Here is a 15,248-nt window from a genome sequence, read left to right on the forward strand (position 1 = left end):
TCGAGGACGGCTTGTGGCTCGCGGTCAGGCCCCAGGCCCTCTACCGCATCGCGCCGACGAAGAAGCTGACGTTCTGGATCATGTCGCCCTGCATATAGGTGATGGGCGCGGCGAAGTCGACGGCGATTGGCGCCGGACCCATGGCCGGTATCGTCAAGCGAAGGCCCAGACCGGGTGACACGCGGAAGTCGCTGCGGCGAATCTCGGTCGTCGGTTCGACGGTGCCAAAGTCGCAGAACGCGACGCCGCGGATCATGTCATCGGAGGTGATCGGAAACATGTATTCGACGGTGTTCACCCACATGAACTTACCACCGACCTGCACGCCCAAGTCGGTCGGTGACGCGCCGCGAAAGTAGAAGCCGCGCAACGTCTGGTAACCACCGGCGAAAAAGTTCTCGTACATCGGTGTGTTGTCGCCGGTGAAGCCCATGTTGGTCATGAACGTCAACGTCTGGCGGCCCGAACGGTCGGCGCGTTGCTTGAGCAGGAAGTGCTGCCGCGCGTCGATCGTAAACCGCGGATAGACGAACTGGGCAAACGCCTGCTCGTAAGCGAAGTTAATATAGTGCCCCTGGGTCGGCAGGAACGGACTGTCACGGGTGTCGTGGATCAAGTCCCAACGCAACGTATACAGTTCGCTCGTCCCGAGCACCGCGGCCAACTCGGGTGGCGTCGGCGACGTCGGGTTGTAAACCGTAATGCTCTCGGCACGCAGCTTCATCTGTCCTTGCAAGTCAGGCGTGAATTGATAGCCCAGGCCCATCGTGCCGCCGCCGCGCTGTTCCGACCAGTATTGGAAATACCGGTTGAAGAACTGCCCGCTGAGCGAAAAGCTGACCAGCGTGTCGAGAAAGTACGGCTCGCGGAACGTCGCGGTGTAGTACGACAACTGGGTGCCAGGCATGGCCTGGATGCGCAACTGCTGGCCGGCGCCGCGGAAAGCGGTGCCGCTGCGAATGTCTTCCCAACTGGTTGGAACGCGGCGGATGTCAAAGTTTTGTTCATCGAGCGTGATCTGGCCGACCAGACCCGAGCTCGAATTGACGCCGGCGCCGACCATCACGCGGCCCGTCTGAGCTTCGGTCACATCGATAAAGACGGGAACTTCCTGGTCTTGCTCCTGGTACGGGTTCGGCGCAACCGGGCCAAAGATCGGATTCCGCGCGCCATCGGGGTTCAATTGTCCTGGCGTGTCATAACCTGGCGGCGGCGCGACCGGAGCCGAGCCAGTGTAAGGCGTGGGGGCCAGGTTCGAGCCCGGTTGCTGATACTGGACTTGTTGCACGGCCGGGCTGTAGGCGCTCTGCACGGCGGTCGGATCGGTGCGTCCCATCGGAACCTGGCCGGCCGGCGCATAGACCGCGGTTGACGTCGCATTGGTCGGCGCCGAGCTGCCATAGGGGTTCGCCGGCCCGGCCATGGGAGCCTGGTAAACCGCTTGGGTCGCGGTCGGTGGCTGGTAGGCCGGCAATTGATTCGTCGGCGGTTGATACGCCGGCGCCGCTGTCGGCGCGGCGGGATAACCTTGCGGAATGTTGGTGCGCTGCGGCGCGGGGGCTTGCGCGTAAGCTGGCGCTGCCTGGTACGGCTGGTTATAGGCCGCTGGCTGTACCGCGTTGGCGGTCGGTGCGGCCGCCGTGTATGGCGACGAAGGATATCCTTGATTGTTCGTAGCCGGCGCGGTCGATGCCGCCATCGGACGCCGCGAGAAGTCGTCGAACGCCCCCTGTTGCGGGCTTTGAGCGCGGACAATCACGGGCCCCTTCACCGTTTCTGGCTCGTCGAACCAGACGCCGTCAACGACCACGTTGATCACCTTGTCAGTGCAACCCGGCTCGGGTCGCCAGACTTCTTCGTCATCGTCCGGGCTTTGTCCACGATAGCCGCCGCGGCCGCCGTGCGCGGTGCGACCACCAGGGCCGCCGGTGCCGTTAGGGCCATTGTTCGATGCGCTGCCATCCTGACCGCCGGGGCCGCCACCGCCCATGTCGTCCATCGGCTTGCCCCAGGTGAGCTTCGGCTCGATCCCTTCGGCCGGCTTGTTCATGAACAAGCCCGAGCCTTTCAGGCGGCGTTCGCTGTCACGCAGCATGCGGATGTCGGCGATCTGCCCCGGTCGAACCGAGACGCGGTTCATCACGGTATGACGGCGGGTGCGCGGATTGTCGCCGTGGATGCGGACCTCGATCCTTCCGATCCGGTAGCGGGCGCCTTCTTCCAAGTGATAGACCAGATCCAACGTGCCTGGTTCTTCCAAGAATCGCAGCTCGGGTTCCACGTCGGAGTAGATGTAGCCGATGTGGCCGTACTTGTCCTTGACGGCGAAAATGTCGCCGGTCATCGTCCCTTGGTCAAAGTAATTGCCGGCCTTCAGTCGCAGATCTTTGTTCAAGTCGTCGAGCGAGAACTTCGTGTTGCCGACCAGCGAAACATTGTTGACCTTGAAGCGCGGGCCTTCGTCGATGACGTAGCGGATCGTGACCCAATTGTGCTTGTCGTTGAATTCCAATTCGCGGCCGATGCGGGCCTTGAAGAAACCCAGGCCGCGATAGTAGGTCTTCAGGCGATCAACGTCCTCGTCGATCTTCTGGCGATCCAGTTCTCCCTTGAAGATCCACAGCAGTGGCTTCTTGGACTTGATTTGGGTTTTCAAGCGGGCGTCGGTGGCGATCTGGTTGCCTTCGAACTCGACGTCCCAGATGCGCTGCTTTTCGCCTTCGTTAATCAGAAAGATCGCGCCTCGGTCGCCGGCCTTGTCACCTTCGACGATCGTGACGCGCGCCCGCGTGTACCCCTTGTTATGGTAGTACTCTTCGATTTTCTTACGGGCTTCGGTGACCATGTACGGGTCCAGCGCGTCGCCGGCCGACAGGCCCGATTGCTTGATCAGGTGCCGTTCCTTGACCTTGTTGCCGACGTAACGGACGTAACGCAGCGTGGGCCGCTCGACCACCTGGTAGATGATGATCAGGCCCCCTTCGGGCGTGCGCTGGTACTTGATGTCGACGGTCACGAACGCGCGCGTTTGCAGCAACCGGCGAACGTCGTCGCTGACCTGGTGTGGGTCGTAGGGCCGGCCGGCGCGTGTCTTGATGTGGGGCGTGATCTTGATGATCGGCACGCCGTGATTGCCGAACACGCGAACGTCGGCCACCGTCTCGTCGCGGCGTGGCACCGCGCTATCGGACGTCGGCGGGACGATCGGTCCCACACTGGGGCGGCCGTCATCGGGTGTTTCCGTGGCTTGGGAGCTAGCTGAATTGCCACCCAGCCCTTGCCGATCGCGCAGCGACGGCTCGTTCGGGGCGTACGACGTCGGGGGCAAATCACCGACGGCGCTCGCCGGCTGGTTTTGTCCTGGCATACCGTAGCCTGAGCCACCGTAGCCCTGTCCCTGCCCGCCATAGCCGGCGGGCGGTTGGAACGGCGTGCCATAGCCACCTTGCGCGCGCACTTCATGCCGGACGGCGAGCAGTAGCCCGACGCAGACGACACTGCTGGCCATGAAGTTCAGCATTCGAGTGCTGACTGGCATGTAGCGCGTTCCGTGGTGCATTTCGAGAGAGAGAGACAATCGCCAATCGAACGCTCAGCCAGGCGGGCCGCCAGGTTCCGTGGAACCCGGCGGAGTGCTGAGGGAGCCCGATCGTTTCAGACAAGTGGAGAAGGGTAACAGGCTTTCGCGGCCGGCGCTGGCTCGTGGTGAGGAGCGCGACGACCGCCTGCCAGCCGACGGAGCAAGACAAGGGTTGGGCTTCGGCGGCTGGTTCTAGGGTGCGAGTAATACTGGAACCGACCTACAGCGACAAGGTCGAGTTGCTTTGCCGATCAAGATTTCCGCATCGCACCACCTCTTTGAGGGCAAGGTGTCGCGATCAGCCGCGGATTACGAGCCCGAAAGCTACTTGCTGGCAAAAAAAGTCGCGGCAGCTTGCTAGCGCTTGCGAGGCGACCGTCCCTTGGCGGGCGACGAACCGCGCAGCTCGGGCAAGATTTCGAGTGGGACGAGTTCCGCCACTCCGGCCGCGGCCATTTCCGCGCCGCCGACATAGCGACCAGGGTTCATCCAGGCGGTCATTTGCTCGAGCGAAACGCGAAATAGCTCAGCAAGGATTCGATCCATTTCCCCTTCTAGCAGCGCGAAATGGCGCGCCCATTCCGCCGCCTCGGCCAGGCCGACGCGCTCTTCGCTTTGCCATTTCATGGGATGAAACAGGCACACGCTAAATGGCGTGACCAGCCGGCGCCGGCACGCGGCCAGCGGCCAAAGCGCCGCCGAGGAACATTCGCCGGTAACGACCGCCGTGCCGCGCAGGCCACGCAACATCATGAGTGTCATCAACGACAAGCCAGCGTAAGGATTGCCGCCGGGTGAATCGAAGTAGATCAAGCACTCGCCGCCCGGTGGGACGTCCATGAACTGGGCGGCGACTTCCTGTTCGCGCTCGTTCAAATCGCCCATCAGGGCAATCTCAGGCAACTCGGTTGGAGCGGGCTTGCGCGGCATGCGGAAAGTTTTCTAGCGAAGGAATTCGATCGACGACGATTGATTCTTAACATGGAAGCGATCGCGACAAACACCTCTCCCTCACAGGGACGGGCAGGGAGGAGGGTAAATGCGTCGCGAGCCATTTACCTTATGATCCATCGCGCGGCGCGAAGCAACCCTTCTCCCGCTGGTAGCAGGGTTTCACCAGGGAATGTTCTACGAGGCCGCGCGATCGAACGATTCCATGGTATGCGTCGTTTGCACCACGCCGCTGGTGTGCGGCCGGACTTGCGCGCCGAACCGCATCACCGCGTGGGCGTGCTGCTCGGGCAAGCGACAGTGAATCACGACGTTTTCCGTGCCATAACGGCTGGAAAGAACCTCGCCGTGGGCGGCTAGATAGGCCAGCGTGCGGCCGTCGCCGACCGGGACTTCGACCTCGACGTTGAGGAACGATCGGCTCAGGGCGTCGCTCACCGCGAGGGCCAACTGGTCCATCCCCTGGCCGCCGCGAGCACTGACCGGCACCGCGTGCGGATAGCGCTGTATCAAGGCATCGAGCCGCGAGCGATCGGTCAAGCCGTCGATCTTGTTCAATACCAGCAGCGTGTCCTTGGCCTGAATGCCCAGTTCCTCGATCACGTGATAAACCGCGGTGATCTGCTCAAACACGGCCGGGTTGGCGGCGTCGGCCACGTGCAACAGGAGGTTCGCTTGGCGTGTTTCCTCGAGCGTGGCGCGGAAGCTGGCGATCAAATGGTGCGGCAAATCGCGAATGAACCCGACCGTGTCGCTCAGCAGCACCGGCCCCCAGCCGGGCAGTTGCCAGCGGCGGGTCCGCGTGTCAAGCGTGGCGAACAGCATGTCCTTGGCCAACACGCCGGCGTCGGTTAGCACGTTCATCAACGTGCTCTTGCCGGCATTGGTGTAACCGACCAGCGAGACGGTCATGTGATCGTGCCGCGCGGCCACTTGCCGCTCGCGCCGGCGTTCGACGCCGCGCATTTCGGTCTTCAATTCGTGGATGCGATGCTCGACCAGCCGGCGGTCTTCTTCGAGCTGCTTTTCACCAGGGCCGCGCATGCCGATACCGGCCTTGATACGCGACAAGTGGGTCCACATCCGCTTCAACCGCGGCAGCGCGTACTGCAATTGCGCCAATTCGACCGCCAGACACGCTTCGTAGGTCCGCGCCCGGGAAGCGAAGATGTCGAGAATCAATTGCGTCCGGTCGATGACTCGGCACTTGACCAGCTTTTCCAGGTTGCGACCCTGGGCCGGGTTCAAGTCGTTATCGAAAATCACCACGTCGGCTTCGGTTTGATCGCACAGATCGCGAAGTTCTTCGGCCTTGCCGCGCCCCAAGTACGTGGTGGCGTCGGGAGCTTCGCGTCGCTGAGTGAGCCGCCCCACAATCTTGGCCCCGGCGCTTTCGGCCAGCCCGGCCAACTCTTCGAGGGGTTCCGCTTCGATCGGTTGGCCGTCGAGGGACACACCGACCAGTACCGCCGCTTCGCTGACAATGCCTTTGGCTCGACTGGGATCAATCACGTGATGGTTTTCTCCGTGGCCAGCGCCGCACCGGTTCCGATCCACTGAACCGTTGGGGGCGCAAACACCCTGTTGGGGTCTCTATTTGAAGTATAGCTTGCCTGGCAAATCGGAGATACGTGGCAATTTGCGGCGTATCTCGAAGCCTGGGCGATGGCACATGAGCGTTTCGGACGCTGCGCCGCGTTCCCTGAAGACTGCCAATTGAGGGAAAGGTTCGAGCAATTCACGCTGTCGAAACCGTAAACGCTAGCGGCACGGCGATACCGAACCCGCATTTACACACCCCGGCAATCAACTAGAATACCGCCCCGCAATTGCGCCACGGGGGCCGTTAGGACACCGTGGACGAATGGATTTTGCCGCGTCGAAGACCAGGGATGGTGCCGATGTCTACCGATCGCTCCGCGCAGCCGCAACTTGCTCCGCACGTCGTGCGGCTGCGCCGGCCCACCGACCATGAGCTGACGTTGATTATCCCCGCCTACAACGAAGAGCAGCGTCTACGCCCGACGCTCGAAACGCTGACCGGGTTCCTCGATCGGCAAGGGATCGACTATCGCGTCGTCGTGGTCGACGACGGCAGTTCGGACGGCACGGCTCACGTGTCGGACGATTTCGGCCCACGCTGTTCGACACTACGATTGCCCGAGAATCAAGGCAAAGGAGCCGCGGTGCGCCAGGGATTGCTGGCCGCCACCGGGCGGATCGTCGGCTTTACCGACGCCGATTTGCCCTATGACTTGAATAACCTGATCACCGCCTATCGCATCCTGGATCGTGAAGAGTGCGAGGTGGTTTTTGGTGCTCGCGACTTGAACGGCGCGGCCCAGTTGGCGCCACGCAAGCTGACTCGCCGCATCGCCACGACCGTCTTCAGCAAGATCGTCGCCACGCTGATCTCGCGTGAGGTGACCGACACGCAGTGCGGCTTGAAGCTGTTCAGCCGGGCCGCGGCCTACGACATTTTCAGCCTGGCGAGCGTGAATGGTTTCGCCTTTGACGTCGAAGTGGTCTTCCTGACGCAACACCTGCGGATTCCGTTCAAGCGGATTCCGGTCACGCTGGTCAACGAGTATTCTACCACGCTGTCATTGACGCGGCATTCGATTCCCATGCTCCTGGACGCCGTGAAGGTTTGGGGCCGCCACTTGTGCCGCCCGGCGATTCACCGCCAGAGCACGATCGAAAAGCCCGCGGTTACCGTGCCGGCCGAGACGCGGCAGCGTCGGTCGGCCTAGCCCGAGACTCAACGCATCATGAAATCGGCCACCAAGGATGTTCGCGCTCGGCTCGTGTTTCATGCCGACGATTTTGGGCTGAATGGCGCGGTTGACCAGGGGATTCTCGATTCATTTCGCCACGGCCTGCTGACCAGCGCGTCGATCCTGGCCAACGGCCCGACGGCAGCGCTGAACGTGCCCAAGCTGCGAGCATTGGCCGACAGCGGCATGCCGAGCGCCGGCGTGGCTGGCGAGATGCGCACCACGCTGAGCGACACTCGCGAACCGTTTGACATCGGCGTTCATTTGAACCTGACCCAGGGAAAGCCGGTGACCGGGGCCAAGTTTCCGGCCGAGTTGCTCGACGAACAAGGTTGCTTCCCCGGGATTGGCGCGTTGTTCCTGCGGCTGTGGGGGACGGGCGACCGGTATCGCCGGCCGATCAGCGCCGAGCTGACCGCGCAAATCGAAACCGTGGTTGGCCTGGGCATTCAGCCCTCGCACGTCAACGGGCATCAATACATCGAACTGATTCCGGCCGTGAGTGACGCGCTGCCAGGCGTCCTCGAACGATTTGGAATCTCGATCGTACGTCTGCCACTCGAACGCCGCGCCTTGGCGGCGATTCTCTGCTCGCGCGGCTTGCCGGCCTGGCTCTTGGCCCAGGTCAAGCGGCACTATGCCCGAGGATTTGCCAAGCGTGTGCGGCGGCAAGGCTGGCGGCACGCCGACAGCTACTTCGGCACGGCACACGCCGGGCAGATCACGCTGCCAGTGTTGCAGACCTGGCTTGATGAACCGGCGCGCGAACAATTGATCGAGATTGGCATTCACCCCGGCGCGGCTGCTTCGTCGGCCGAGCCTGCCGACCATCCCTGGCACGACGCCTTGGCCGACGATCGCCCACGCGAGCAGCAACTGCTCTGCTCGGTGAGAGTGGCCGATTACCTGGCGCGCCAGCAACTCGCGCTCGGCCGGCTGCGCTCGTCGGCCAAAGCCGCGTAGCCGTCATTTCCAGGTTTGTCGTGCCGTTTCGTGTAGGGTGCACTCCGTGCACCTTATCTTCGCGATGCAAGCATATTCGCTTGGCGCATTGCCAAATGGCCTGCGGCGCACAAATAAGGTGCACAGAGTGCACCCTACAGCAGGAATTCGCATTGGCAGCTCGATAGCAGCTAGCATGATTGCCTGGCGGGCGACAGCGAGTCGGCTAGTCTGGTTTTTTTTCGCGGTGTATAAGACACCCGCTGTGGTATTCCCAGGACGGCGCAGTTCGCGCCGTCGATGCCAAGGATGGCGCGCCGGCGATGGATCGCATTCGTAAGTTTTTCAATCGTGATTCCGAGGCGTGGGGGCCGTTGCTGCTGGTGGCCCTGACGCTGGCGGTTTACGTCTATCGGCTCGACGCGCTAAGCATTCGCGGCGAGGAGTCGCGCCGCATCACGATCACGCACGAGATGCTCAACAGCGGCAACTGGTTTGAAATCCGCGACGAGGGGCAACTGTTCCTCGAACGCCCGCCGCTGTGCAACTGGGTCATCGGTTGGGGCATTCTGGCGTTGGGCGACGATCGACAATTCGCCGTTCGACTGCCGTCGGTCTTATCGACGCTGATCATGGCCTTGGTGGTCTATGGCTGCGCGCGGACGTGGCAATCGCGACTGGGCGCGCTGACCGCCGGCATGGCCTGGCTCACCATGGGGCAGGTGCTGCAGATTGGCCGGCTGGCCGAGAATGACTCGCTGATGACGGTCACGCTCGGCTCGGCGATTCTCTGCTGGGAGTGCGGCTACCGCGTCGGTTGGCGACCGAGCGTGACGTGGAGCGTCGGCTACGCGCTGACCGGGCTGGCCACCTTGGCCAAGGGGATCCAAGGGCCGGTTTATTTCCTGGCCTGCACTGGTTTCTATCTGCTGTTCATTCGCCGTGATTGGCGATTCTTCTTCTCGCGGGCGCACGCGATCGGACTGTTGGCGTTCGCCGCCACGCTCAGCGTCTGGCAAGTTCCTTACCTGCTGATGCTCGGCTGGGACGTGACGTATCTGACCTGGACGCGCGAAATTCTCAAGAAGACGACGATCACCGAGTGGGGGCCGCTGCTCGGGCATATGACGGCGTATCCATTCGAAGTCTTTGGCTCGATGTTGCCCTGGTCGGCGCTGCTGCTGTGGTTTGCCCAGCCGCGATTTCGTCGTGAATTGCCTATCCAGGTGAAACCTGCGATTCAGTTCTTGGTTTGCTCGTTCTTGATCACATTCCCCAGCGTGTGGCTTGCGCAGGCCGCGCGTCCGCGCTACTTCATGCCGCTAATGCCTTGCATGGCGGTGTTGGTGGGACTAGTGGTCGATCAACTATTCGCCCGCGATCAACGGACGGGCGACTTGCGCCCCTGGCGGGTGACGGCACGCACGCTCGGCGTCACGTCGGCCCTAGTGGGCGTGGTGACCCTCATCGTCTCGTTGTTGCCGATGGATCTCTCGCTGACTACTCCCTGGTATTTCGGCGTGGCCTTCGCGCTCTTGGCGCTTGGCTGCGGCGCGCTGGTCTGGCAAGCGGGCAACCGCTCGACGATGACGAGCGTCGGCTCGATGGTCGTCGCGGTCGCGCTGTTGTTTGGCATGGGCTACAACCTGCTCTTGGTGAATTTCTACCGCTCGGTGACCAACGACGCCGAGGCATCGATCGTCGAGTTCCGCGACCATTTGCCGCCGAATACCCGGCTGGTGAGTATTGGCGGCGTGCATCACTTGTTCCGCTACCATTTGCGTCGGCCGGTCGAGCGCGTGGAAATCACTGACGCGGCCCGCGAGAGGTTTGAATACTTCTGCTTCGATCGGCCGGAGCTTGCGGTCAAGCTGGATTTTGGTTTCGCCTGGGAGCCGGTCTGCGAAATAAACTGCGATCGGCACCTTGCGAAGCAACCGAAGGACGTGGTGATCATCGGCCGACGGCTGCCCGACGCGCGAACCGCCAGCGCCGCAACCGAAGCAACTGTGCCGAAATAGTTCAGTCGAGCATTGTCCTAGCGATTAGACAAAAATCACAGTTAGCCAGCCATGACGGCCACGACCTTTACCACGGTGCCTGACGACGCGACCACCGCTCGCGCGCCGAACGCCAGCCCGTCGCGATTGTCAATCGTGATTCCGGTCTATCGTGGTGCGCTGACCGTTGAACCGTTGGTTCACAAGCTGATCGAGCATTTGGACCAGGCGTATCAACTGGAAATCGTGCTGGTCAACGACGCCAGCCCCGATCAATCGGCCGACGTCTGCCGGCGACTGTCGATGACCTTGCCGCAAGTTAAGTTCGTCAACCTGTCGCGCAATTTCAGCGAACACAACGCCGTGATGGCGGGCCTGAATCACTGCTGGGGCGACTACGCCGTGATCATGGACGACGATTTTCAGAATCCGCCCAGCGAAGTCATTAAGCTGGTCGATGAGATTCGCCGCGGCTACGACGTCGTCTTCGCACAATATGAAAGCAAGCGACATCACCCGTTGCGCAATTTGGGAAGCTGGTTCAACAATCAAGTGGCCAGCATCTTGCTGCGCAAGCCCAAGGATCTGTACCTCTCGTCGTTCAAGGCGGTGAATCGCTTCCTGATCGACGAGATCATCAAGTACCAGGGGCCCTATCCGTACGTCGACGGTTTGATTCTGCGCTGCACCAACAGTTGGTCGCGCGTGACGGTCGAGCACGATTCGCGGCAAGTCGGCAAGAGTGGCTACACGATGACCAAGCTGGTCAGTCTGTGGCTGAATATGTTCACCAACTTTTCGATCCTGCCGCTGCGTTTGGCGTCATGCTTGGGCTTCTTGTTTGCAATCATTGGTTTACTGATTGCGATCTACGCGGTCATTGATCGCTTTATCGACCCTCAAATGCCCTCGGGCTGGGCGTCGTTGATGGTCTCGATTCTGATCACCAGCGGCGTACAATTATTCGCGCTGGGGACGATTGGCGAATACCTGGGGCGACTCTTCCTCAAGGACAATGGCCAGCCCCAGTTTGTCGTCCGTGAACGTGTGAACTGCGAACTCAAACCGCGAGCGCGAACGTGAACTCGGCCAGCCGCTATGCCGACCGCCAGGTGCTCGTGACCGGCGGCCTGGGCTTCATTGGCAGCAACCTGGCGATTCGCCTGGTCGAAGCCGGCGCACAGGTGACGCTGCTCGATTCGCTGATTCCACAATTTGGCGGCTCGTGGGCCAACATCGAGCCCGTCCGCGATCGCGTGGCCGTCAACATCTCGGATATGCGCGACACCCACTCGCTCGACGTGTTGGTGGCCGGCAAGGACGACATCTTTCATTTGGCCGGCCAGGTGAGCCACGGCGACAGCATGCGCGATCCGCAGCTCGATCTCGAGGTGAATTGCGTCTCGACGATGAACCTGGTCGAGTCGTGTCGCAAGCACAATCCCAGCGCGCGGCTGCTGTATACTTCGACGCGGCAGGTCTATGGCCGGCCGCAGTGCCTGCCCGTCAACGAAGATCACCCCACGGTGCCGCTGGACGTTAACGGCATCAACAAGCTGGCCGCCGAGTATTACCACCTATTGTATCATGTCACCTACGGCGTGCGGTCGGTGGTGCTGCGATTGACCAACACCTATGGGCCGCGCCAGCAGATTCGCAGCAATCGCCAGGGGTTTTGCGGTATTTTCATTCGCCAGGCCCTGCGCGGCGAGGCGATTCAGTTGTTTGGCGGCGGGCAGCAGGTGCGCGACTTTAACTACGTCGACGACGTAATCGACGCCATGTTGCTGGGGCTCGACACCGAAGCCTGCCTGGGACGTGTTTTCAATCTGGGAGCGCCGCGGCATTACTCGCTGGTCGACTTTGTGAACATTTTGCAGCGGCACTGCCAGTTCCCGGTCACCTCGGTGCCGTTCCCCGACGACAAGAAGATCATCGACATCGGTGACTACTACGGCGATTACTCGCGTTTTGCGGCGGCGACCGGATGGCAGCCGCGCGTTGATCTCGAAGCGGGCATCGAGCGTTCGCTCGACTTCTATCGCCAGCACAAGGAAGAATACTGGCTATGAGCACTCCGTCGAGCGCCATTCGTATGTTCGATTACCGCGAGCAGTTGGCGGGCATGCGCGAGGAGATTCTCGCGGCCATGACCGCGGTGCTCGACTCGGGCAGCCTGATCCTTGGCCCGCGCGTGAAGCAGTTTGAAAAGAACTTCGCCGCGTACCTGGGCGCGCCGGGCGAAGCGGTCGGCGTGGCCAACGGCACCGACGCCATCGCCATTGCCCTGCGGACGTTGGACATCGGCTCAGGGGATGAGGTTCTGACCGTCTCGAACACGGCCATCCCGACGGTCAGCGCTATTCGCATGGCGGGTGCCACGCCCGTGTTCTGTGACGTTGATCCGCAGACGCTGCTGATCGATCTGCACGATGCCGCCAGCCGGATCACCGCGCACACCCGGGCGATCGTGCCAGTGCATTTGTTCGGCAACGCCGTCGACATGCGGGCCGTGCTGCATTTTGCCCGGCAGCATCGGCTGCGCGTGGTGGAAGATTGCGCTCAAGCGACGGGTACGACCCTCGATGGCCAGCACACGGGCACGTTTGGCGACGTCGGCTGCTTTTCGTTCTATCCGACCAAGAATCTTGGCGCTTATGGCGACGGTGGCCTGTGCTTCACGCGCGACGCCAAGTTGGCCGAGCAGATGCGGCGCATTCGCATGTATGGCTGCGCGGCGACCTATTACAGCGAGCGCGAAGGGGTCAACAGCCGACTCGACGAACTGCAGGCGGCGGTGCTCGACGTCAAGCTGCGCCACCTGGACGATCACTTGCTGCTGCGTCGTTCGATCGCGGCCCAGTACGAAGTCGAGTTCGCCGGCCAGATCGACCGCCCGCGCACGACCCGCGGGGCCAGCCACAGCTACCACCTATATGTCATCAACTCGCCGCGGCGCTCGGCATTGATTGCACAACTCGACGCCCAGCAGATTGGCCATGGCATTCACTATCCCACGCCCATTCACCTGATGCGGGGTTATCAGTTCCTGAGCTATGGGCCAGGTTCGCTGCCGGTGACTGAGCAAGCGGCGGGGCGGATTCTTTCGCTGCCGTGCTATCCGGAATTGCCGCTCCTGTCGGCGGCGCGCGTGGCCGCCGCTGTCGTCGGCCCGGCCGTGTCACGTCTCGCGGCATAATGAAAAAAACGGCAGGTGGCGAGAACCGATGTTCCACGCCGCCTGCCGTTGATTCATATTCAAGCCAAGTCGTAGCAAGCGTGAGCTAGCGCTTCGATTGATTCTCGTTCCGGTCGTTCACAATCTGGTCGAGCGAGCGTCCCAACTTGCGGCGACGGTTGGCGCTGGCGCCGCCGGTGGCGACTGTCGCGGTCGCCGTGGCCGGAATGGCCTGGGTTTGTTGAATGGCTTGCAGTACGCGCTGCGACATTTCGGGGTCGTGGGTCGAGTGCCCCATGTGCCCGACGGCGTCGTTCACGCCATGCAGCACGGCTTGGCGGACTCCTTCACGAATCCAGGCAAAGAAATTGATGTTCATGGTCCGGCCTCCTTGCCGGTGAGTGGACAGCTTTGTTTTGTGCTCGCGCTCGATTGGCGCGGAGCGGCAGATTACTGGCCCCCTGGGGGCGTGTCCAGGCAGTTTTCGCGACGCGCCGAATGGCACGCCGCCGCAATCACTTACGGCGGCGCGATCCGTCGCGCAAATCTGCTAGCAAGGATGTTGCCTGCGACTTAGTGGCCGCAGTTGCAACCGCTGGCCACGCCTTGAATCGGCGCGGCATGGCCCGGGTGGTACAGGCCAGCCCACATGGGCCGCAATGCCGTGTACGGGCCATACGTCCCCAGGCCGGTGTTCGGGTAGCGCATCAAATCGCCGTGCCGCGAGTAGTACGGTTGATAGCTCACGCCATAGCCGCCGTACGCGCCATAGGCGAACGGATACACGCCCGGGTTCGGCACAATCGGCATTTGCCAGGGCTTCAAGTGACCAGTCGGCTGGTGATAGATGTGCGGCTCTTGGACCGCGTACGGCGAAACTGGCGTGGTCGGGTGGGGATTAGGCTGCGCGGCGCAAGTCGTGGCGGCGCTGCCGGCCAGGATCACCAGCGAACAGGCGGTCTTTTGAAACAGTGACATGGCAACACCTTTCAAGCGTCGGAAAGTTGGCGGTGGGTCGGCGCGCGCGGCGCAGGTCGTTGCACGTCGGGTGGCGGTCCCATGTTTGGGCACCTGCGCGCTACGAGCGCAATGACTGTGCAAACCTAGGTCATGCTCGCTCGTCGCGACTGGAGAAAAAACGCCCAAGGCCAGCACGTAATGATTGTGCCGGTTGTTCCGCCGGTTTCAGGGCACAAAAAAAGCCCAAGGGCGCGAACCCCTGGGCTTCGTGACCGGCACTGGTTGTCGAATCGGTCGGCCTACTTGGGAGCCGGCGCGGCGGGCGCTGCCGGAGCCGCGGGGGCGGCCGGCGCTGCCGGCGGCACGATCGACTTGGCAGCTTCGACAGCCTTGTCAGCGGCGGCCTTGGTTTCGGCGGCGGCCTTGTCAGCTGCGGCCTTGGCTTTGTCCGCAGCCTCGTCAGTCGCGGCCTTCACCTTGTCGGCGGCCTGTTGCATTTGCTTGGCAGCGTCTTCCGGCTTCTTGGCGGCGTCCTTGCAGCCGACCATGCCCAAAGCGGCCATCAACATTGCCGGAACCAAAAACTTGCGCATTGGAAACCTCAATTCTGGAGATCAGGTTGTTGCCCGAGCTGCCGGGCAGCGTCCACCAACGGCGTGACGACTGCTTTGCCATAGGGCAGCTTTTGATTGGTTCCTATCTTGCCATAGACAGCAAGCCAGCAACAGGGGCGGGGGCGAGGAGGGGCTAGGGACTAGGGGCGAGAGGCTAGGGCTTGATGCATCGCGGAATCTATGGTGCAGACATAAGTTACATCAAACCTTCAAGCAGATACTGAGGAGATTTGAGGGCACTCGTAA

General features: G+C 62.1%; 12 protein-coding genes. 6 read left to right on the forward strand and 6 right to left on the reverse strand.

From position 1 onward, the window contains the following. Positions 1–40 precede the first annotated feature (40 nt). The 3 genes from JSS27_16435 to hflX all read right to left on the reverse strand — a co-directional run bounded on the left by JSS27_16435 (position 41) and on the right by hflX (position 6,043). Entirely contained in the window at positions 41–3,538 is a 3,498-nt protein-coding gene (locus tag JSS27_16435; GenBank protein ID MBS0210533.1) for a BamA/TamA family outer membrane protein, read from the reverse strand. 399 nt (positions 3,539–3,937) lie between these two features. Continuing rightward, the gene (locus JSS27_16440) at positions 3,938–4,510 is read right to left on the reverse strand and encodes a hypothetical protein (protein ID MBS0210534.1); all 573 of its coding nucleotides are present in this window, start codon (positions 4,508–4,510) and stop codon (positions 3,938–3,940) included. A gap of 198 nt (positions 4,511–4,708) precedes the next feature. Further along, positions 4,709–6,043 (reverse strand): GTPase HflX, encoded by a 1,335-nt coding sequence (gene hflX, locus JSS27_16445; GenBank protein ID MBS0210535.1) that lies wholly within the window; start codon positions 6,041–6,043, stop codon positions 4,709–4,711. A 389-nt stretch (positions 6,044–6,432) separates the two neighbouring features. Between hflX and JSS27_16450 the strand changes: the two genes are divergently transcribed. The 6 genes from JSS27_16450 (at position 6,433) to JSS27_16475 (ending at position 13,449) form a co-directional block, all read left to right on the forward strand. Next, positions 6,433–7,284: a glycosyltransferase gene (locus tag JSS27_16450; GenBank protein MBS0210536.1), complete on the forward strand. Its 852-nt coding sequence runs from the start codon at positions 6,433–6,435 to the stop codon at positions 7,282–7,284. Between the two features lie 18 nt (positions 7,285–7,302). Then, positions 7,303–8,271: a ChbG/HpnK family deacetylase gene (locus JSS27_16455; GenBank protein ID MBS0210537.1), complete on the forward strand. Its 969-nt coding sequence runs from the start codon at positions 7,303–7,305 to the stop codon at positions 8,269–8,271. Positions 8,272–8,573: 302 nt separating this feature from the next. Next, positions 8,574–10,271 carry a glycosyltransferase family 39 protein gene (locus JSS27_16460; protein MBS0210538.1) on the forward strand — a complete coding sequence of 566 codons (1,698 nt, stop codon included), beginning with the start codon at positions 8,574–8,576 and terminating at the stop codon, positions 10,269–10,271. Between the two features lie 51 nt (positions 10,272–10,322). Then, positions 10,323–11,333 (forward strand): glycosyltransferase, encoded by a 1,011-nt coding sequence (locus JSS27_16465; protein ID MBS0210539.1) that lies wholly within the window; start codon positions 10,323–10,325, stop codon positions 11,331–11,333. Then, positions 11,330–12,322 (forward strand): NAD-dependent epimerase/dehydratase family protein, encoded by a 993-nt coding sequence (locus JSS27_16470; GenBank protein ID MBS0210540.1) that lies wholly within the window; start codon positions 11,330–11,332, stop codon positions 12,320–12,322. The genes JSS27_16465 and JSS27_16470 overlap by 4 nt, the downstream gene beginning before the upstream one ends. Positions 12,323–12,345: 23 nt before the next feature. Continuing rightward, entirely contained in the window at positions 12,346–13,449 is a 1,104-nt protein-coding gene (locus JSS27_16475) for a DegT/DnrJ/EryC1/StrS family aminotransferase (GenBank protein ID MBS0210541.1), read from the forward strand. A gap of 85 nt (positions 13,450–13,534) precedes the next feature. Here JSS27_16475 and JSS27_16480 read toward each other — a convergent pair whose 3' ends face one another. From JSS27_16480 to JSS27_16490, 3 genes are all read right to left on the reverse strand, one after another. Beyond that, positions 13,535–13,807: a hypothetical protein gene (locus JSS27_16480; protein MBS0210542.1), complete on the reverse strand. Its 273-nt coding sequence runs from the start codon at positions 13,805–13,807 to the stop codon at positions 13,535–13,537. Positions 13,808–14,001: 194 nt separating this feature from the next. Continuing rightward, a complete protein-coding gene (locus tag JSS27_16485) occupies positions 14,002–14,406 on the reverse strand; it encodes a hypothetical protein (protein ID MBS0210543.1) in 405 nt (134 codons plus the stop codon). Positions 14,407–14,687: 281 nt separating this feature from the next. Further along, positions 14,688–14,981 carry a hypothetical protein gene (locus tag JSS27_16490; protein ID MBS0210544.1) on the reverse strand — a complete coding sequence of 98 codons (294 nt, stop codon included), beginning with the start codon at positions 14,979–14,981 and terminating at the stop codon, positions 14,688–14,690. Between the last annotated feature and the right edge of the window lie 267 nt (positions 14,982–15,248).

The sequence above is a fragment of the Planctomycetota bacterium genome, assembly GCA_018242585.1.
Lineage (GTDB): Bacteria > Planctomycetota > Planctomycetia > Pirellulales > PNKZ01 > JAFEBQ01.